We start from the raw sequence: 16,971 nt of genomic DNA on the forward strand, positions 1-16,971 counted from the left end.
CGCCGTCACACCCGGTGACGTGTGACGGAAATCTCTACCTCCCGGTTTTGTAGGTGTGACACGTGTGACAAGTGTGACACGTTGATTTTGTTGATCTTTCTCGGGCGCCAAACGTGTGACGGCGACGTGTGACGGTGTGTGGCCGACGGGGTCTGCGGTGCGTGTCACACGTGTCACGCGTTTTTCGGTGGTAGAGAGGGACTTCGTGATTTCACGAAGCCGGAGTCGAAGGTCAGGGCGCATCAGAGCCTCCGTCGAACACTGATGCCGTGATCACATAAACTCTGAGAGTGGCACCGCCCGGGGTACGCTCTGACCGCTGCAGCCTGCTGTTCGGATCGCGCTTCAGCATCCCACGCTCGGCCAGGATCTTCGCGGTGGCTACCGGATCCAAACCGGTGCAGACCTCCGACTTCCACATCTCGGGTAGGACGAGCCAGACACGACCGTCGCCGTGACCGCGGCGCCAGCCGGCGCGGTTCGGGACCGGACGGGCGTCGGTATCGTCCACCGATTCGAAGCGGCTCTCGCCGTGCGCCTCGAAGAACCGGCGGACTTGGGCGATGGCTTCACGAACCTCAGCAGGCTCTGTACCGCCGCGCGAACCGATCCAGTCTGCCAGCGCCCGCGCCGCGGAGGCCTCAGCCTCACCCTCCTCCCACGGCACAACGTTGAAGGTGCGGGCCAACTCGCCCGCCGCAGCGATCATGCCGAGCCGCGCGGCAGCCCGCCGAATCTGTCCATCTGCGTCGGCCGGCGCGTGCTCCAAGACGAAGCTATCCACGAGGTCGACGACGAGGGTCCGAGCTTCTTCCTGGCCCATGTCCATCAGGGCGCGGACGAAGGCCGGTCCGGCCTCGCCGTAAGCCGACAGGGCGGCCTTCTGCAGGGATTCGGCAAGCCGGGCAGGATCCCCCTCTGGCCCGGCGTGGTCGAACAGGCCGAAGCCGCGTCCAGCATCGGCGGGGACATCGAGCAGACGCACCGCCTGACCCGCGTAGGCCTTGCGCTGTTTGTCCTCGGCGATCTTCGCCGCCATCGGTAGCTCGCCGGTCGAGAGCGTCAGCACCCGCCATGTCATCGGCGCGCGCATTGAGCCGTCCCGGGCGGAGCGGCCCTTACCGACACCGGAGGCCAACTGGTAGACGGCCGCCGCCGCATCCCGACCTTCCGCTACCCCGATCTCGTCGAGGCACAACAGGGTGTCGGTGACGATCGCCGCGGTGGCCTCCTGCGCGTTGGCCGTCGCCCGCCAGGACCGAACGAACCCGGGATCGGAAGCGCCACGGCCCCAGACGCTCGCCGCCGCCTTCAAAGCTGTGGTTTTTCCGCGGCTGGACTGGCCGTAGAGATTCACCCCACCGCCCTCGCCGCCGACGAGATCGACGAGCGGCCCCGCAAAGGCGGTCGCCAACGCCAGGATGAGGCGACCGTGCCCAGCAGTCAGCCGGCCGACGCTATCGCGCCAGCCCTGCAGCGTACCCCGCCGGGAGTATGGTGCCGCGGCCGCGCCGGTCAGGATCACCGTCTCTGTCTCGGGCTGGCCGATCACCGCATCCGGCAGCACGAACACCCGCTGCTCGCCGATCAGATGCCAGCCCGTGCGATTCACCGTGGTGACGCGGGCCTTCACCGTCACGCGGTTCAGGTATTCGCAGAGCTGCGCACGACCCCCGCGGCTGACGACAAGGCCGCGTGATGCGAGGTCGGCGGCGAGCGCTCCGAGGTCGCCGTGGAGTGCGGCATCCGGCACGGCATGTTCGTGACGGCGGCCATCCGGATCGCGCCAGCGCAACCAGCGCGCCCAGCCGTAGCCGTGCGGATCGCGAGCGCGCCCGATCACCTCGAAGGCTGCCGATACCCACACGGTTTCGGTGGTGGCACTCTCGCCCCTGCCTTTGACGATCTCGGCGATCAGACCGCCAGAGTTCATGGAGTAGCTATCGAAGGAGATGTAGGCCGGTGCGGCCTCCACCGGGTCGACATGCTGAAGCACCAGGGCAGCGAGTGCCTCGGGCTGCCAGCCGTCCTCGTCGAGGCCATTGGCGGCGTCCCACCCCTCGGGCGGCTGACGCTCCTCACCGGTGGGTGTGGCCGCAGCAACCCGCATGGCGTCGACCGTGGTGACCGTGCCGGCACCGACCGCGGCCAACTCACGCTCAACGTCGAGGGCGTAGCCGAGGCCGGGTGCGTCGTTGTCCGGCCAGATCATTACCTGCTTGCCAGCGAGCGGCGTCCAGTCCGCGGACTTAGCCGCCTTGGCCCCGCCGGGGCTGGTCACCACCACGCTGTTCGGGAACACGTCCTGCGCGGCGTCGGCGGCCTTCTCGCCCTCACACACGATGACGGATGCGTTCGGGCGAGCGGCGAGCTTATCGCGGCCGTAGAGAGGGCGTGGCTTAGGCCAAGACTTGGTGAGCCAGGACGGCCCGTCCGGCGTCTGCCACAGGGTCGTGGGCAGGAAGGTCTTGCCGTCGACTGTCTCAAACCGAGCGATGTAGCCGAGATCGCGGCCCTCACCGTCACGATAGGTATAGACCGCCACCGGCTCGCCGAGCTTAGGCGAGCGGAAGTTGTTGGGGCGCTTCCCGATCGGGATCGGCAGGACGATCGTCGCCGCGGCCGGATCACCCACCTGCTCAGGCTGCGCGGCTCCAGCGGCACCTTGCTGCCGCACCCGCACCGAGCTGCGCTTAATGCCGGAATCGTCATTGACGCTCTTCGGCTCCCACGGCGGCAAACCGATCTTCGAGCGGGCGTAGTCCTTGCACAGTAACTTACCGTCATTGGCGAAGCTGTCGACCGTGATGTCGGATCCGTCGTCGGTAAGCCAGACCGTCAAGGACCGATCTGCTGGGGAGTGCCCAGGACCAGGTGCACGAACCTTGTTCCCGCGAACCTCGCCGCCGAGGGCGCGAGCGATACCGTCGAGGCTCAGCATGATGTGCCGCCCTCCTGTGCTTGGATGAGAGCTTGGATGAGTTCGGGCAGGCGATCGCGACCGAGGCACACGCCGCGCTTGGTCGGCATCGGCTCTCCGTGCGTACCGATCAGCCGGGCGAAGGTCCGGATGTCGACGAGGTCGAACCCGTTGAAGGTGGTCAGGCTGACCCTGACCTCCTCCACGTTGTTCTTCTTCACGGTCGCGATGAGAGAGGGGGCGCTCATGCGCGCCTCCAAGTCTCAGGCAACTCGAAGGCGTGAGCCGCGATGACTGCGGCGACGGCTGGGCTGCATTTCAGGCGCGCGGTGATCCGGCGCGCTTGAAGGTCGACGTGGGGTGCTGTATCTCTGAGATCGTCAGCCGCCAAGCAGACATTTCCCAGAGCCCTCGGCGTTCCCGCGCCGGGGGTTCTGACGTTGTAAGTCAATCTATGCGGCCTCCATCTTGGTGGCCTGCCGAGCCTCGAAGGCTTGCAGGTCGGCCAGCCGCCAGTAGCGGCGCCCATTGATGCGGATCGGCTGCGGAAAGCAGAGCTTGGGGTCGGCCAACCATCGAAAGATCGTCATGTCCGATACACTGTAGCGTGCGCGGGTGGCGGTAGCCGGCAGCAGGTCTTCGTTAGATTTCTGGACAGCAAGAGGCATTGCGTGGCTCCTTGTTGGAACACGCTCAGTGTGGTCGTTTGTTTGACGAAGTCATTGAATTTGAATGCAGCCTACAAATCTCTGCATTCCACTACACCATTCAGGAGAGCTTCTTTCGGTCGGCATTGTAAAGGTTTGCAACGCGCCGGGCTCGACTCTCAGGAGTACCTTCGCCGGCGATCTTGTCAGCGATTTTTAAAGCGGCGCCGAAAGCTCCTTGAGCTTTGCCAGCTTCGAGTATGTTCTTTATCTCGTCGAATAATTTCCGGTCCAGCTTGGCGAAGCCAGTGCCGGGGCCTCGGCCTTTAGTTTTAGCGGCTTTCGCTACAACTGAATTTTCGTTAGTAAGAGATAAGCCGTTGAGAAACAGGGCAGCCATCTTTGGAACAAGATACTCGTAGTTAGGATCAGCTAGAAGCCAGCAGGTCATCGCTCGTCGATCAACTTCTATTTTGCCTCCCAATATAAAGCGCGAAAAATCACTGTTCTCGAAAAGGCCGCTGCACAGGGGCGATGTGTCGCCGTGCAGCCATATCTCCCCCCTTTTCGCGGCATCAATAATTGCTCGATAGATGGGCCTTTCGAATGCGCGGTTAATGAAAGCCAGTCTGAGGTCTCTGTCGGAGCGCCCCTCAAGGTTATTTTTTGCGTTGTGTGCTGCAAGCAATTCCACAAATGAACCCAAATCTTCATGTTCACCAGTCAGCCAGTATTCCCAATATCTTTGGCCGGTAGGGTCATCAAAATACTTTTCTAATAGCGCTTTTTCTGTAATGTTTGTACCATGCAACAGCTTCAGGGAATTTTTTAATTCTGCTTTGAAGGCGCGTCTGCGCTGGTCAGGAGGAAGGCTGAGAAATGACTGCTTAGGCATTGATTAGCCTCACAATTTGACTTGCCCACGCGTCCAGCGCTGCCCGTTTCTCGTCCAAGTACTGGTACCTGTTGTAGATGCCGGCCACGCCGCTTACGGCGCCCGTTGCGTGGTTCAGCACGGCCTCGGTGACGTGGACCGGCTGCCGAAGGCGAGCCATGCCCGTGCTGGCGGTCCGCCGCAGGTCGTGCAGCCGCCAGGGTGCGAATTCGACACCATCAGGATCGTGCCCTGCCTCAACCGCCTCCCGTCGAGCGAGGGTCAACATGGCGGCGTCGAGCCTGACCTTGTTCTTCGCGAAATTGCTCGACGCGGTTATGCCGTCGGTGGTCAGCACGAAGCCGGCCCGGCCAGCGATGCGCGGGGCGGTTGCGAGGATCTCGCACGCGGAGAAGGGGAGGGGTACTAGGTGCTCGCGGCTGTTCTTCGTCCGCGCGGACGGCAACGTCCACAGCCCATCCGCATCGACCTCGGCCCACGTCATCCGGGCGACCTCGTCGCGGCGCTGGGCGGTCAGCAGCAGGAGCTGCACGAGTGTACCGAAGGGATAGCCGACCTTCTCGGCAGCAAGCCACACGAGGCGCACCTCGGCGTCGCTCAGAACGCGCTCCCGGCTCGCCTCGGCCAGCGGCGGCTTAAGCCGGAGGAACGGGGTCGTCTCGATGACCTCGCGCTCCAGGGCCCAATTGAACAGGGCACGGGCCGCCGAGAACACGCGGTTGGTGCCGACGCCCATGCCGGCATCCGTGAGCGCGTCCGTGAGGGCGATGGCGTCCTTGCGGGTGATCTCGCCGATGCGCCGGTCGCCCCAGCGGGCGACGACGTGGTTGCGGAGTAGGGCCTCGGCCTCCGCGGCGTATCGGGGCTTGCTGTTCGGCTTCAGGTGCCGCTCGACGTACTCGGCTGCGACCGCCCGCACCGTGTCGCGCTCGGCGGCCTGGGCAGCCTCCACGGCGGCCTTCTTCTCGAGGATCGGGTCCCGGCCACGGGCCGCCATCTGCAGCGCTTCTCGAGCGGCCGCACGCGCTGCCGACAGGTCGAACAGCGGATACGGCCCAATCGTGAACTTCCGGGTTTTGCCACCGAATCGGTAGCGCACCGCCCAGGATTTCGCGCCGCTCGGCTGCACGACCAGATAGAAGCCAGGGAGCGCGGCATCAGGGATTTCGAGCCGGCCGGCGGGCTGCGGCTTATGGCGTTCGACGCTCTGCATGGTCAGGACCTTCGCGACCACCAGACTTTTCCCTCCGGGTAACAGCAGGGTATCGCAAAACGCCCGTTAAGGACCGTTCGCGGCTGTTAGCCATTGTGGGTATATCTGGCCGGAAAGCCAAGCGACGACAGTGCCTTGCGGTCGAAAATCTGATCCGGAACGTTTGGGACTGTTATCCCCGTCTACCAGACTACGAATCTGGGGGTCAGAGGTTCGAATCCTTTCGGGCGCGCCAATAAACTCAGTCTCACAGTTCGACTCTACCGGCACAGTCGCTCGGTAAGCACCATGGCGCATGTCGGGTCGTGGGTGGCTCGAGGTTCAACAAGCTCCCCGCCCGTACGGCCGATCCAGACGCCCGGCGCGGCGTGTCGGCTGTCGCCCAAAGGAGGAAGCCGGTGGCCTGTCGGAGCCCGGCGGACGTGTGGGCAATGCCGGCTACGGGCGCTCCTCATCGTGGCGATCGGGGTCAGTCTCAGCCAGGATCGCCGACCTCAGCGCGCTCCCGAGGCTCAGGACCGGGTCCGATCCCATGGCGCGCGTGGCCGGGACGGGCCGGAGGAAGCCGGGCCGCTTCCAGGCGACTCGACCAGCCAAGCTGTCGCGTCGCGGATCCGCGCAGGCACAACAGGTGCCCACACTCCCACGCGGAACCAGAGCGCAGCGCCGGACACCGCTTGCGCGAAGGGGCGTCTGGCAGCCCGAATCCGGGGCGCCGACGCGCCGAAACGTCCTGGGTGAGGCGTTGGTGCCGGTCCGCTTCTTGCTCGCCTTTCGCCTCAGGGGTGCATTCAAGGCTACAGAACCGGGAGATCCTGTATGCGTCGATCCCTGCACACGGACGAGGAGATCGCCTTCCTGTTGGACGAGGCCGCGCGGGGCATATCGATCGCCGATATCTGCGCGAGCGCCCATGTCTCGCTCGGCACCTTCTATCGCTGGCGCCGGCGGCTCGGCGGGCTGAAGCCCGCCGGCGTGGCCCGGCTCACGCAAGTCGAGCGGGAAAATGCCGGTCTCCGGGCCGAGGTGCAGCGGCTCCGGGCCGCTCTGCTGCTGCACCCCCTACGGGCGGAGCCGGTGCGGCCGAGCCAGACCGGGCATGCGGGCTCGCAGTCCGGGCCGCAGCATCGCGGCGCCGATGCCTGTGTCGGCCGGTTCGCCTTCGGGCGAAGCGCGAATTGAGGCGTCCGAGCGCGGCGCAGCCGTGTGCGACCTGTCTCCGCCCGCCCTATGACGCCGATGCGAGGGCAGTCTTGGGCATGAGCATGTGCACGCCCTTGTTGCCGTCCACCGTCTGGGTGATCCGCAGGTTCCCGGCGAGCGAACACAGCATGTAGGCTTGGTTGCGGGTGAGGCTGGTCCGGGCGCAGACGAGGCGCACCATCTCGCGCACGGCCTGGCGCATCGCCTCGTCGAGGCTCTCGTGCAGGCCGATCGACATCAGGTCGGTGGGCGTCTCGGCGAAGGGCCACGCACCCGGGAGATCCTTGCGCACGGTGAGCCGGAACGTGCCGGTCAGGCCCGTCTCCAGCGCCGTGATGCAGACCTCGCCGTCGCCCTGCACGCCGTGGCCGTCGCCCGCGTAGAACCCGCCACCGGCGTTGAACACGGGCAGGTAGAGGGTCGTGCCAACTCGCAGCTCCTTGTTGTCCATGTTGCCGCCGAAGGCCCGGGGCACCGGCGTGCCGACCCGGCCCCAGGCGGCGGGCGGGGCGGTGCCCAGGATGCCGAAGAACGGGTCGAGGGGCAGCTCCGTCCCCCAGGGCAGGCGGCAGACGCCGGAGGTGGTATCGATGTCGGCGTGGACGGTCTCGTAATCGGTGAACTCGTCCGGCAGGGTTCCGAGCAGCGGCAGGATCGCCACGAAGCCCCAGTCGAGGCGGAACTTCAGATCGAGGATGTCGACCTGCAGCATGTCGCCGGGCTCGGCGCCCGCCACGTGGACCGGGCCGGTGACGAAGTGCGGGCCGGGGCCGCGCTGCAGCGTGTCGAGGGCGTGGAGCAGGTCGGCCGGCACCCGGGCCGGATCGGGGTGAAGCGACTCGCGCCCGCCCGCCGGATGCGAGTGCAGGGTGACGGTGTCGCCCGACTGCACCGTCAGCACCGGCGGCAGGGCGGCGTCGAAATAGCCGAGCACCATCGTCTCGGGGGTGGCGGGGATCTCGTGATGGGTCGACATGGCGGCTCCTGTGCGGATGTCAGACGGCGATGTGACGGGTGAGGGCTTCGTGGCTCAGCGCCCCGGGATCGCCGCGCGCGACGACGCTGCCGCGCGACAGCACCACCACGGTGTCGGCGACCCGGAGGGCGAAGTCGAGATACTGCTCCACGAGGAGCACGGTGATCCGGCCCTTGAGCCCGGCGATCACCGCCTCGATGGCGGCGACGATCGAGGGCTGGATGCCCTCGGTCGGCTCGTCGAGCAGGAGCGCGCGGGGCCGCGTCGCCAGCGCCCGGGCGATGGCGAGCTGCTGCTGCTGGCCGCCCGAGAGGTTGCCCCCCGGGCGATGCCAGAGGCCGCGCAGCGCCGGGAACAGGGCGACCGCCTCGTCGACCGCCCCGGTCCGCTCCAGCCCGTGGGCCCGGGCCGCCACCCGCAGGTTCTCGGCGACGGTCAGATCCGAGAAGATCTCGCGGCCCTGCGGCACGTAGGCGAGCCCCGAGCGGGCGCGCCGGTCGGGCGAGAGGCGCGTCAGGTCCGCCCCGTCGAGGGCGATCCGGCCGCGGCTTTCCGGGATCAGGCCGGTGAGGCAGCGCAGCAGCGTGGTCTTGCCGGCACCGTTGCGGCCGAGCACGGCGAGGCAGGCCCCCGGCTCGACTGCGAGGGCGACATCCCGGAGCACCTGCGCGCTGCCGTAATGCTGGTCGAGCCCCTCGACGGCGAGGCGGGCGGGCGGCGCGGCGTGCGTCATCGGCCGAGGAATACCTCGATCACCCGGGCATCGGCCCGCGCGCCCGCCATGCTGCCCTCGTAGAGGGTCCGGCCCTCGTGCAGGACCGTCACCCGGTCGGCGATGGCCTCGACGAAACCCATGTCGTGCTCGATCACGAGGATCGCCCGGTCCGGCCGGCGCAAGCGCCGGATCAGCGCGGCGGTCTGGGCGGTCTCGGCGTCGGAGAGCCCGGCCACGGGCTCGTCGAGGAGGAGCAGCGCCGGCTCGGCGGCCAGCACCATGCCGATCTCCAGCCACTGCTTCTCGCCGTGGGCGAGGCGGCCGGCCGGCACCGCGGCCCGGGGGCCGAGGCCGATCTCGCCGAGGATCGCGGCGATGCGGGCGGGACGGTCCCGGCTGGGGAGGGCGGGTCCGCAGCCGATCTCCAGATTCTCATGCACGGTGAGCGCCGGGAAGACGCTGGGCTTCTGGAACTTGCGCCGGACGCCGGCCTTCGCGATCTCCGCCTCGGAGCGCTGGGTGAGATCGACATGATCGCCCAGCATCACCCGGCCGGAGACCGGCTTGGTGACGCCTGAGATCACGTCGAGCAGCGTGGTCTTGCCGGCCCCGTTCGGGCCGATCACCGCCCGCACCTCGCCGGGATCCACGGCGAGCGAGACGGCGTCGAGGGCCGTGAACCGGCCGAAGGCGACGGTGAGGGCCTCGACCACGAGGGCGGTCATCGGGCGCCCCGCAGCCAGGTCGGGCGCGGGCGCAAGCCCACGAGATCGAGGAGCCCGTTCGGCAGGACCAGCACCACGAGGAGCACCAGCCCCGACAGGATGAACGGCCACGCCTCCGGCATCGCGGCGCTGAGCCAGAACTTCAGGCCGTTGACGAGGATCGCGCCGATCACCGCTCCGCCGAGCCGCCCCAGGCCGCCGATCGCCACCCAGACGGCAATCTCGATGGACAGGTCGGGCGCCAGCACCCGCGGGTTGATGATGCCGACCTGCGGCACGTAGAGGATGCCGGCGAGCGCCGCGATCATCGCCGAGAGGCACCAGATCCCGAGCTTGAGCCGGGTGGTGCTGAAGCCCAGCGTGCGCAGGCGGGTCTCGTCGTCGCGGCAGGCGAGCATCCGCCGCCCGATCGCGCTGCCGACGAGGAGCCGCGTGCCCATGAGCACCGCCGCCAGCGTCAGGAGGGCGGCGACGGCGAGGCCCGTGACCACGCCGGGGGACCCCATCGGCCAGCCGAACAGCAGCGGGAAGCCGGTCATGCCGTTGTTGCCGCCGAGGCCGGTATCGTTGCGGTACATCAGCAGCATCGCGACGTAGACGAGCGCCTGGCTGATGATCGAGAAGTAGACGCCGTTCACCCGCGAGCGGAACGAGGCGAGCCCGAACACGAAGGCCACGAGGCCGGCGACTGCCAGGGCGAGGACGAAGGCGTACGGCGCGTGGTCGAGGCCCGCCCAGTAGGCCGGCAGGCGCGTCCAGCCCATGAACTGCACGAAGTCCGGCAGCACGCCGGTGGCGGCCACGCCCTGGGCCAGCAGATGCATGGCGCAGACATAGCCGCCGATGGCGAAGAACAGCCCGTGCCCCAGGCTGAGGATCCCGAGATAGCCCCAGACCAGATCCAGCGACACGGCGAGGATCGCGAAGGCGGCGAGCTGGCCGAGCGCGTTGACGAGGTACGGCGCGGGCGGCGCCACGAGGAGGGCCGCCGCGGCGGCGAGGCAGAGCCCGACGAGCCCGGCCACCAGGGGATCGCGTACGGCGCGCCCCGCCGGTCCGGCGGGGGCGGCGAGGGCGGTCTGCGCGGCGCCGCTCATCGCCGCCGCCGCACGGCGAACAAACCCTCGGGCCGGCGCTGCAGGAACAGGATGATGCCGACCAGCACGATCACCTTGGCGGCGACGGCCCCGGAGATCGGCTCGATCAGCACGTTGGCGCCTCCGACTCCGAGGGCCGCCACCAGCGTCCCGAGGAGGCTGCCGACGCCGCCCAGCACCACGACCATGAAGCTGTCGACGATGAAGCCCGCGCCCATGCCGGGATTGACGCTGTAGATCGGGCAGAGCGCCACCCCGGCGAGGCCTGCGAGCCCCGAGCCCAGCCCGAAGGCGAGCCGGTCGATGCGGCGGGTCGGCAGGCCGAGGCAGGCCGCCATGTCGCGGTTCTGGGTCACCGCGCGGATGTCGAGACCGAGCGGCGTGCGGCGCAGGATCAGGAGCGTCAGGACGAGGGTCGCCACTGCGAAGCCGATGGCGAAGAGGCGGTTCCAGGTCATGACGAAGTCGGCGTAAAGCGGCACGCCGCCGCTGACATAGGCCGGCATGACGAATTGCAGGTTCTGGGTGCCGACCGTCACGCGCACGAGGTTCACCAGGAACAGGCTCACCGCCCAGGTGGCCAGCAGGCTCATGAGCGGCCGCCGGTAGAGGTGGCGCAGGATCAGCGCCTCGACCGTGATCCCCACCAGGGCGACCGCTCCGAAGGCGACCGGGATGGCGGCGAACAGGTAGAGGTCGAGCAGGCCGGGGGCGAAGCGCCGGAAGGCCTCCTGCACACCGTAGGTGGCATAGGCGCCGAGCATGATGAACTCGCCCTGGGCGAGGTTGATCACGCCCATCAGCCCGAAGATGATCGCGAGCCCGGCCGCCGCCATGAACAGGATGCTGGCGAAGCTCAGGCCGTTATAGACGACCGCGAGGCCGTCGCCGATCGCCACCGCCCGGGAGACCTTGGCGAGCCCCGCATCCAGCGCCGCCCGGAAGGCCGGGTCGGCGGCGTAGGCGGGATCGCCCTTGAGGGCCGCGAGCCGCGCCTGCGCGGTCCCCGAGGGGCTCGCGGCCACGGCCGCGATGGCCGCCCGACGCCGGGCCGGATCGGGCGACGACAGGGCGGTCGCCTGGGCGAGGCCGGCGATCGTCGCTTTCAGCCCAGCATCCGTCTCCGCGTCCCGCGCCCGGTCGAGCAAAGCCGCCGGGACGGTGGCGATGCGGCGCTCCACCACCGCCAGCCCGGCGGCGCGGGCGGCCGGATCCGGGCCGGTCAGCAGGGCGACGGCGCCGCGCGCGGTCTCGATTACGGCGCGCTGGCGCAGGCCGAGGACCGGCGCGCGCGCCTCCGGGGCCGGCCGGACCGCGCCGGTGAGCGCGTCATGTCCCTCCGGCGCGCCGGGCCGGTCGAGCAGGAGGGCGCCGTCCGCCGGGCAGGACAGGCGGCGCTCGGCCAGCGCACCGAGGAGCCGGCCAGCGAAGGTGAGATCGTCCGCCGGCAGATCCCCGCCGGCCTGGACGAGGCCCTCGGCCCCGCGAACCTGCGCGGCGCCGTCCCCGCACAGATCCGCCGCGAAGCGCGCTCGATCGAGGGGCGCGGCGGCGGCCGGAGCCGTCAGCAGCGCGAGACAGCAGAGGGCCAGGAGCGCGCGGAGCGGCTCAACCATAGGGGCTGAACGGGACCGGCGCGGGGGCGTTCGGGGATTGCCAGAGCACGTCGAAGCCGCGCTTCTCGTTGACCGAGCCGATGAACACGCCGCGAGAGACGTAATTGTTCTCCCCCGTCATGGTCAGCGTGTAGCCGGACGGGTCGTCGAAGCTCAGCCCCGCGAAGGCCTTGCGCACCTCCGGCACCGCGAAGGAGCCGGCCTTGGCGGCGGCGAGCGCCCAGAGGTTGACGCTGTCATAGGCCGAGACCATCGGGTCGATCACCGTGTCGGCGCTGAACGGGACGTTCTTGGCCTTCACGTAGGCGGCCCAGTCGGCGAGGAATTTCCGGTTGCGCTCGCCCTTGGCGGCCTGGAGATAGGCCCAGCAATTCAGGTGGCCGACGAGCTTTCCGGTATCGAGCCCTTCGAGATCGGCCTCCACCATGTCGAGGCCGAGGATCGGCACGTCGGTGGCGCTGATGCCCTGGTTGGCGAATTCGCGCAGGAAGTCGGGGATCGAGGAGCCCACGACGGTGAGCACCACGATCGCCTGACCGCCCGGCTGGCTGGCGAAGCTGCGGACCTGATTCACCAGCGTCTGGAAGTTCGAGAAGCCGAACGGCACGTATTCCTCGCGCCACGCGCTCTCGGGGATGCCCTTGCTCTTCCAGTAACCCTTGAGCTGCTTGTTGATCGTGCGCGGCCAGACGTAGTCCGAGCCGATCATGAAGAAGCGCTTCGCCCCGACCCCGTCCGGGCCCATCAGGTAATCGACCGCCGGCAGCACCGAACTCGCGGGCGGCGAGTTCACGTAGACGACGTTCTTGGAGTTCTCGTCGCCCTCGAAATGGAGCGGGTAGAACAGCAGCCCGTCATTCTGCTCGACCACCGGCAGCACCGACTTGCGCGACACGGAGGTCCAGCACCCGAACAGGGCCGCGACCTTCTCCTGTTGCAGCATCTGACGGCCGACCTGGGCGTAGAGCGGCCAGTCGGAGGCGGGATCGGAGGTCAGCACCTCGATCTGGCGGCCGTTGACGCCGCCGCGCCCGTTGATCTCGTCGGCGGCCATGCGGACCACGTGGTTCAGCCGGCCCTCGAGATTGGCCATCGTGCCCGATGACGAGAACAGGCAGCCGAGCTTGACGGTGTCGGCCGCGAAGGCCGGGCGGATGAGGGCCGGGGCCGCCAGCAGCGCCGCCGTGCCGACGAAGCCGCGCCGCGTGAGATGCGTCATCAGACCCGAAGCTCCTGTGAACGACGGGTCGATTGTCGGCCGAGGTCCGGGGGACGGGAAGGTCAAAGAGGCTGCAGGCCGGTGGTGACCTTGCGCATATTGGCGGCATTTGTGCGCGCTGCGGGCGGTCATCCGGCGAGAACGTCAAAATTCTCGTATGGCGTCGCAGATCTGTGCCGCCCGGAGCGTAATGGCGACGGCAGGCCTGCACCCTGCAACGGGGTCGATCGGAGGTCGGGTCGGATTGCGTGCGGGGCGGCGGCCGGGGTGCCTCCAATGTGTGCCGCGCCGGCATGGAAGTGGCAAGGTGGCGCCGTCGCGGTCCGCCCCGGACCCGCGCACCGGGAGCGGCGGGATGAACACGGTATCGGCGATCGGCACGGCGGTCCGTGCGCAGCGGGGCCGGGTGGAGGCGCTGTTCGACGCCCTCGCCCGGTGCGGCCGGACCGATCCCGGGTTCACGCGGCCCTCCTACAGCCCTGAGGAGACCGAGGCGCACGCGGTGGTGACGCGCTGCGCCGCCGATCTCGGCCTCGCGATCGGGCGCGACGCGGCCGCCAACACAACCCTGACGCTGCCGGGGCGGGACCGGAGCCTGCCGCCGATCCTGATCGGCTCCCACCTCGACACCGTCGCCCGGGGCGGCAACTTCGACGGCGCCGCCGGGGTGGTGGCCGGGCTCGCCGCCGTCGCGGCGCTCGGCGCGCTGGAACTGACCCCGGCGCGCGACATCACCGTCATGGGCATCCGCGCCGAGGAGAGCGTCTGGTTCCAGGTCTCCTACATCGGCAGCCGGGCGGCGCTGGGCACCCTGCCGGAGGGGGCGCTCGACGTCGCCCGGATTGACGACGGCCTGAGCCTCGCCACGCATATCGCCCGCGCAGGCGGCGACGTCGATGCGCTGCGGCGCGGGCCGCCCGCCCTCGACGCCGCCGCGATCCACGCGTTCCTGGAGGTTCATATCGAGCAGGCGCCGAGCCTGGAGGAGGCCGGGATCCCGGTCGGCCTCTGCACCGGGATTCCCGGCAACGTCCGCTATCCCGATGTCCGGATCGTCGGGCGCCCCGATCATGTCGGCACGCCCCGCCGTTTCCGCCGCGATGCCGCCATGGCAGGTGCCGAGATCGCCCTGGCCCTCGACCGGGTCTGGGCTGCGCGCGAGGCAGAGGGCTGCCCGATGGCCGTCACCTTCGGCCGGTTCCACACCGATGCCGCGGTCCATGGCCTGACCACCGTCCCAGGCGCGTTCCGCTTCAGCCTCGATATGCGCGCCTATACGGCCGTGGTTCTGGCGGAGCTGGAGACGGCGTTCCTCGCGGCCGTGGCGGAGGTCTCCGAGCGCCGCGGCGTGACGGTGGCGCTCGGCCCCCGCGCCGAGGCGGGGGTCGGCGCGGTCTGTCCCCGGATCCGCGATGGCCTCGCGGCGGCCGCGGAGGCGCTCGGCATCGCCATCCGGCCCCTCGGCAGCCCGGCCTCGCACGACGCGGCCGCCTTCGCCAAGGCCGGCGTGCCGATGGCCATGCTGTTCGTGCGCAATGCCAACGGCAGCCACAACCCCGACGAGGCCATGGCGACCGACGATCTCCTCGACGCCGCCGCGATCCTCACCGCCTGGCTGGTGGCGGAGACCTGCGGGGGCTGAGAAAGTGCCCGTCAGGCGGCAAAGCACGCGAGGGCGCCGGTCGGCGTGCCGAGCACCGTGTCGTCGCGCATCACGAGGCGGCCGCGTACGATCGTGGCCATCGGCCAGCCGGTGACATCGGTGCCGGCAAACGGCGTCCAGCCGCAGGGCGAGACGATCCAGGATTCCTCGATCCGGCGGCGGGCTTTCAGGTCCACGAGGGTGAAGTCGGCGTCGTAGCCGGCGGCGATCCGGCCCTTGCCGGCGAGGCCGTAGACCCGGGCCGGGCCGGCCGCCATCAGGTCGACGAGGCGCGCCAGCGACAGGCGCCCGGCCGCCACGTGGTCGAGCATGATCGGCACCAGGGTCTGGACCCCGGTGAGGCCGGCCGGGCAATCCGGCCAGGGCTGCTCCTTGGCGGCCCGCGCGTGGGGCGCGTGATCGCTGCCGACCGTGTCGACGGTCCCGTCGCGGATCGCCGCCCACGCCGCCGCCCGATGCCGCTCGCCGCGGATCGGCGGGTTCATCACGCCGAAGCCGCCCAGCGTGTCGTAGCAGTCCGGGGCCACCTGGGTGAGGTGATTGACCAGAACCTCGACGGTGGCGACGTCGCGGAAGTCGCGGAGATAGGCGAGTTCCTCGGCGGTGGAGACGTGCAGGATGTGGGTCGCCCGCCCGGTCTCCCGCGCAAGTGCCATGAGGCGCCGCGTGCCCAGGAAGGCGCATTCCTCGTCCCGCCATTCCATGTGGGTCCGGTAGGGCTGGCCCCGGCTGAACAGCGCCTTGCGGGCCTGGAGCCGGTCCTCGTCCTCGCTGTGGAAGGCCATGCGCCGATGGCCCGAACGCATCGCCCGCTCGAGATGGGCGTCGTCCTCGATCATCAGCGCGGCCGTGGAGCTGCCGGCAAAGACCTTGACGGCACAGACCCCCGGCTCCCGCTCCAGGGCCGCGAGGGCATCGATGTTGGTCTTGGTGCCCGCCACGTAGAGGCCGATGTCGCACCAGCTCCGGCCTGCCACGTAGGTGCGCTTCCAGGCGAGGCGCTCGTTATCGGCGATCGGCGGGACGGTGTTGGGCATGTCGAACAGGGTGGCGATCCCGCCCAGCACCGCGGCCCGCGTGCCGGTCTCGATCGTCTCCACCGCCGGGTCGCCGGGATCGCGCAGGTGGACGTGGCTGTCGATCAGGCCGGGCAGGACATGCAGGCCCGCGGCGTCGATCACCGTTTCCGCGGTGGCCTCGGCCGACGTCGCGAGGTCCGCGATGCGCCCGTCGCGGACACCGAGATCGATCGCCTCGGTGCCCCAGGGGGTGACGCAGGTGCCGCCGCGGATCAGCAGGTCGTAGTGCATCGCCGGGTCCTTCCTAGGGGGCCGTCTTGAGCAGCACCGCCCCGAGGGCGGCCGCCACCGCCTGCTGGCAGGGCTCGATCACCGGACACCCGGCCGCCCGCTCGACCGCGGCCCGGTGCGGCGCCATGCCGGCGCAGCCCAGCACGAGGACGTCGGCACCGTCGCGCGCGACCAGGAGCCGTGCCGCCGCGATCAGGCGATCCCGGATGGCCTCACCCGCGGTCTCCTTTGCCTGCGCCTCCACCGGCCGGCTGCCGGCGTAGCGCGCGCCGAGGCCCATCTGGCGGACCATCCGGCGCTGGCGCCGCACGCTGCCCTCCGACAGGGCGATGATCCCGAAGCGTTCGCCGAGGGTGAGCGACCGGAGGAGGCCCCACTCGGCGATGCCCATCACGGGCCGGCCGCCGGCGACCTCGCGGGCGGTGTGCAGGCCCGGGTCGCTGAAGCAGGCGATGACGAAGGCGTCCGCCCCGTCGGCCGCGATGCGCCGGGCGAGCGGCATCACCACGGAATCGGCGTCCTGCTGGGACCCGATGCTGGCCGGCCCCTTGGGCAGGTCCGTCACGGCGATGGCGGGGCCGCCGGCGAGGCGCAGCGGGTCCAGCGCCGCGTCGATGGCGGCCGTCACCGCCCGGGAGGAATTGGGGTTGATCACCAGGATGCGCGTGGATCTGACCGCGCCGGGCTGTTGCATGCCACCTCCTGCGGAACCGGCGCGAAGGCCCGCCGCTGACGAGAGTGGCCGGCGCGATGCGAAACCCGGGCCGTCCCC

General features: G+C 69.5%; 15 protein-coding genes and 1 tRNA gene. 3 read left to right on the forward strand and 13 right to left on the reverse strand.

The window, feature by feature from the left end:
- Nucleotides 1–232: 232 nt before the first annotated feature.
- From MKK88_RS16265 to MKK88_RS16285, 5 genes are all read right to left on the reverse strand, one after another.
- Entirely contained in the window at nucleotides 233–2,842 is a 2,610-nt protein-coding gene (locus tag MKK88_RS16265) for a DUF927 domain-containing protein (RefSeq protein WP_244001432.1), read from the reverse strand.
- 92 nt (nucleotides 2,843–2,934) lie between these two features.
- Nucleotides 2,935–3,168: a transcriptional coactivator p15/PC4 family protein gene (locus MKK88_RS16270; protein WP_244001434.1), complete on the reverse strand. Its 234-nt coding sequence runs from the start codon at nucleotides 3,166–3,168 to the stop codon at nucleotides 2,935–2,937.
- Between the two features lie 204 nt (nucleotides 3,169–3,372).
- Nucleotides 3,373–3,588 (reverse strand): helix-turn-helix transcriptional regulator, encoded by a 216-nt coding sequence (locus tag MKK88_RS16275; protein ID WP_244001436.1) that lies wholly within the window; start codon nucleotides 3,586–3,588, stop codon nucleotides 3,373–3,375.
- Nucleotides 3,589–3,688: 100 nt separating this feature from the next.
- On the reverse strand, nucleotides 3,689–4,462 hold the full coding sequence (locus tag MKK88_RS16280; protein ID WP_244001438.1) for a hypothetical protein: 774 nt from the start codon (nucleotides 4,460–4,462) through the stop codon (nucleotides 3,689–3,691).
- The gene (locus MKK88_RS16285) at nucleotides 4,455–5,696 is read right to left on the reverse strand and encodes a tyrosine-type recombinase/integrase (protein WP_244001440.1); all 1,242 of its coding nucleotides are present in this window, start codon (nucleotides 5,694–5,696) and stop codon (nucleotides 4,455–4,457) included. Before MKK88_RS16285 ends, MKK88_RS16280 begins: the two co-directional genes overlap by 8 nt.
- Nucleotides 5,697–5,796: 100 nt before the next feature.
- Between MKK88_RS16285 and MKK88_RS16290 the strand changes: the two genes are divergently transcribed.
- Both MKK88_RS16290 and MKK88_RS16295 read left to right on the forward strand, forming a co-directional pair.
- A tRNA-Arg gene (locus tag MKK88_RS16290) sits at nucleotides 5,797–5,910 on the forward strand.
- 584 nt (nucleotides 5,911–6,494) lie between these two features.
- Complete coding sequence (locus tag MKK88_RS16295) at nucleotides 6,495–6,857, forward strand: transposase (RefSeq protein ID WP_244001442.1); 363 nt, start codon at nucleotides 6,495–6,497, stop codon at nucleotides 6,855–6,857.
- Nucleotides 6,858–6,903: 46 nt separating this feature from the next.
- Here the strand turns inward: MKK88_RS16295 and MKK88_RS16300 are convergent, their stop codons facing one another.
- The 6 genes from MKK88_RS16300 to MKK88_RS16325 are packed head-to-tail and all read right to left on the reverse strand — an operon-like array spanning nucleotide 6,904 to nucleotide 13,226.
- A complete protein-coding gene (locus tag MKK88_RS16300; RefSeq protein WP_244001444.1) occupies nucleotides 6,904–7,854 on the reverse strand; it encodes an acetamidase/formamidase family protein in 951 nt (316 codons plus the stop codon).
- A 19-nt stretch (nucleotides 7,855–7,873) separates the two neighbouring features.
- On the reverse strand, nucleotides 7,874–8,587 hold the full coding sequence (gene urtE, locus MKK88_RS16305; RefSeq protein ID WP_244001446.1) for an urea ABC transporter ATP-binding subunit UrtE: 714 nt from the start codon (nucleotides 8,585–8,587) through the stop codon (nucleotides 7,874–7,876).
- Nucleotides 8,584–9,294: an ATP-binding cassette domain-containing protein gene (locus MKK88_RS16310; RefSeq protein WP_244001447.1), complete on the reverse strand. Its 711-nt coding sequence runs from the start codon at nucleotides 9,292–9,294 to the stop codon at nucleotides 8,584–8,586. The genes urtE and MKK88_RS16310 overlap by 4 nt, the downstream gene beginning before the upstream one ends.
- On the reverse strand, nucleotides 9,291–10,391 hold the full coding sequence (gene urtC, locus MKK88_RS16315) for an urea ABC transporter permease subunit UrtC (RefSeq protein ID WP_244001449.1): 1,101 nt from the start codon (nucleotides 10,389–10,391) through the stop codon (nucleotides 9,291–9,293). The genes MKK88_RS16310 and urtC overlap by 4 nt, the downstream gene beginning before the upstream one ends.
- Nucleotides 10,388–12,007, reverse strand: coding sequence for an urea ABC transporter permease subunit UrtB (gene urtB / locus MKK88_RS16320; protein WP_244001451.1), 1,620 nt, complete (start codon nucleotides 12,005–12,007; stop codon nucleotides 10,388–10,390). The genes urtC and urtB overlap by 4 nt, the downstream gene beginning before the upstream one ends.
- Nucleotides 12,000–13,226, reverse strand: a complete 1,227-nt coding sequence (locus tag MKK88_RS16325; RefSeq protein ID WP_244001453.1) for a transporter substrate-binding protein — start codon at nucleotides 13,224–13,226, stop codon at nucleotides 12,000–12,002. Before MKK88_RS16325 ends, urtB begins: the two co-directional genes overlap by 8 nt.
- Before the next feature lie 355 nt (nucleotides 13,227–13,581).
- On the opposite strand from MKK88_RS16325, the gene MKK88_RS16330 reads away from it, so the two are divergent.
- The gene (locus MKK88_RS16330) at nucleotides 13,582–14,868 is read left to right on the forward strand and encodes a hydantoinase/carbamoylase family amidase (RefSeq protein WP_244001455.1); all 1,287 of its coding nucleotides are present in this window, start codon (nucleotides 13,582–13,584) and stop codon (nucleotides 14,866–14,868) included.
- A gap of 11 nt (nucleotides 14,869–14,879) precedes the next feature.
- On the opposite strand, the gene MKK88_RS16335 is transcribed toward MKK88_RS16330, so the two are convergent.
- Both MKK88_RS16335 and MKK88_RS16340 read right to left on the reverse strand, forming a co-directional pair.
- Nucleotides 14,880–16,199 carry a dihydroorotase gene (locus tag MKK88_RS16335; protein ID WP_244001457.1) on the reverse strand — a complete coding sequence of 440 codons (1,320 nt, stop codon included), beginning with the start codon at nucleotides 16,197–16,199 and terminating at the stop codon, nucleotides 14,880–14,882.
- 13 nt (nucleotides 16,200–16,212) lie between these two features.
- Nucleotides 16,213–16,893 carry an aspartate/glutamate racemase family protein gene (locus MKK88_RS16340; RefSeq protein ID WP_244001459.1) on the reverse strand — a complete coding sequence of 227 codons (681 nt, stop codon included), beginning with the start codon at nucleotides 16,891–16,893 and terminating at the stop codon, nucleotides 16,213–16,215.
- Nucleotides 16,894–16,971 lie beyond the last annotated feature (78 nt).

This window comes from Methylobacterium sp. E-005 (assembly GCF_022829725.1).
In the GTDB taxonomy this organism is placed as follows: Bacteria; Pseudomonadota; Alphaproteobacteria; order Rhizobiales; family Beijerinckiaceae; genus Methylobacterium.

Coding starts and splice junctions, on each gene's coding strand:
- MKK88_RS16330 (WP_244001455.1), top strand. CDS start 13,582: ATGAACACGGTATCGGCGATCGGCACGGCGGTCCGTGCGCAGCGGGGC.
- MKK88_RS16280 (WP_244001438.1), bottom strand. CDS start 4,462: ATGCCTAAGCAGTCATTTCTCAGCCTTCCTCCTGACCAGCGCAGACGC.
- MKK88_RS16340 (WP_244001459.1), bottom strand. CDS start 16,893: ATGCAACAGCCCGGCGCGGTCAGATCCACGCGCATCCTGGTGATCAAC.
- MKK88_RS16300 (WP_244001444.1), bottom strand. CDS start 7,854: ATGTCGACCCATCACGAGATCCCCGCCACCCCCGAGACGATGGTGCTC.
- MKK88_RS16270 (WP_244001434.1), bottom strand. CDS start 3,168: ATGAGCGCCCCCTCTCTCATCGCGACCGTGAAGAAGAACAACGTGGAG.
- MKK88_RS16335 (WP_244001457.1), bottom strand. CDS start 16,199: ATGCACTACGACCTGCTGATCCGCGGCGGCACCTGCGTCACCCCCTGG.
- urtB (WP_244001451.1), bottom strand. CDS start 12,007: ATGGTTGAGCCGCTCCGCGCGCTCCTGGCCCTCTGCTGTCTCGCGCTG.
- urtE (WP_244001446.1), bottom strand. CDS start 8,587: ATGACGCACGCCGCGCCGCCCGCCCGCCTCGCCGTCGAGGGGCTCGAC.
- MKK88_RS16310 (WP_244001447.1), bottom strand. CDS start 9,294: ATGACCGCCCTCGTGGTCGAGGCCCTCACCGTCGCCTTCGGCCGGTTC.
- MKK88_RS16295 (WP_244001442.1), top strand. CDS start 6,495: ATGCGTCGATCCCTGCACACGGACGAGGAGATCGCCTTCCTGTTGGAC.
- MKK88_RS16325 (WP_244001453.1), bottom strand. CDS start 13,226: ATGACGCATCTCACGCGGCGCGGCTTCGTCGGCACGGCGGCGCTGCTG.
- urtC (WP_244001449.1), bottom strand. CDS start 10,391: ATGAGCGGCGCCGCGCAGACCGCCCTCGCCGCCCCCGCCGGACCGGCG.
- MKK88_RS16275 (WP_244001436.1), bottom strand. CDS start 3,588: ATGCCTCTTGCTGTCCAGAAATCTAACGAAGACCTGCTGCCGGCTACC.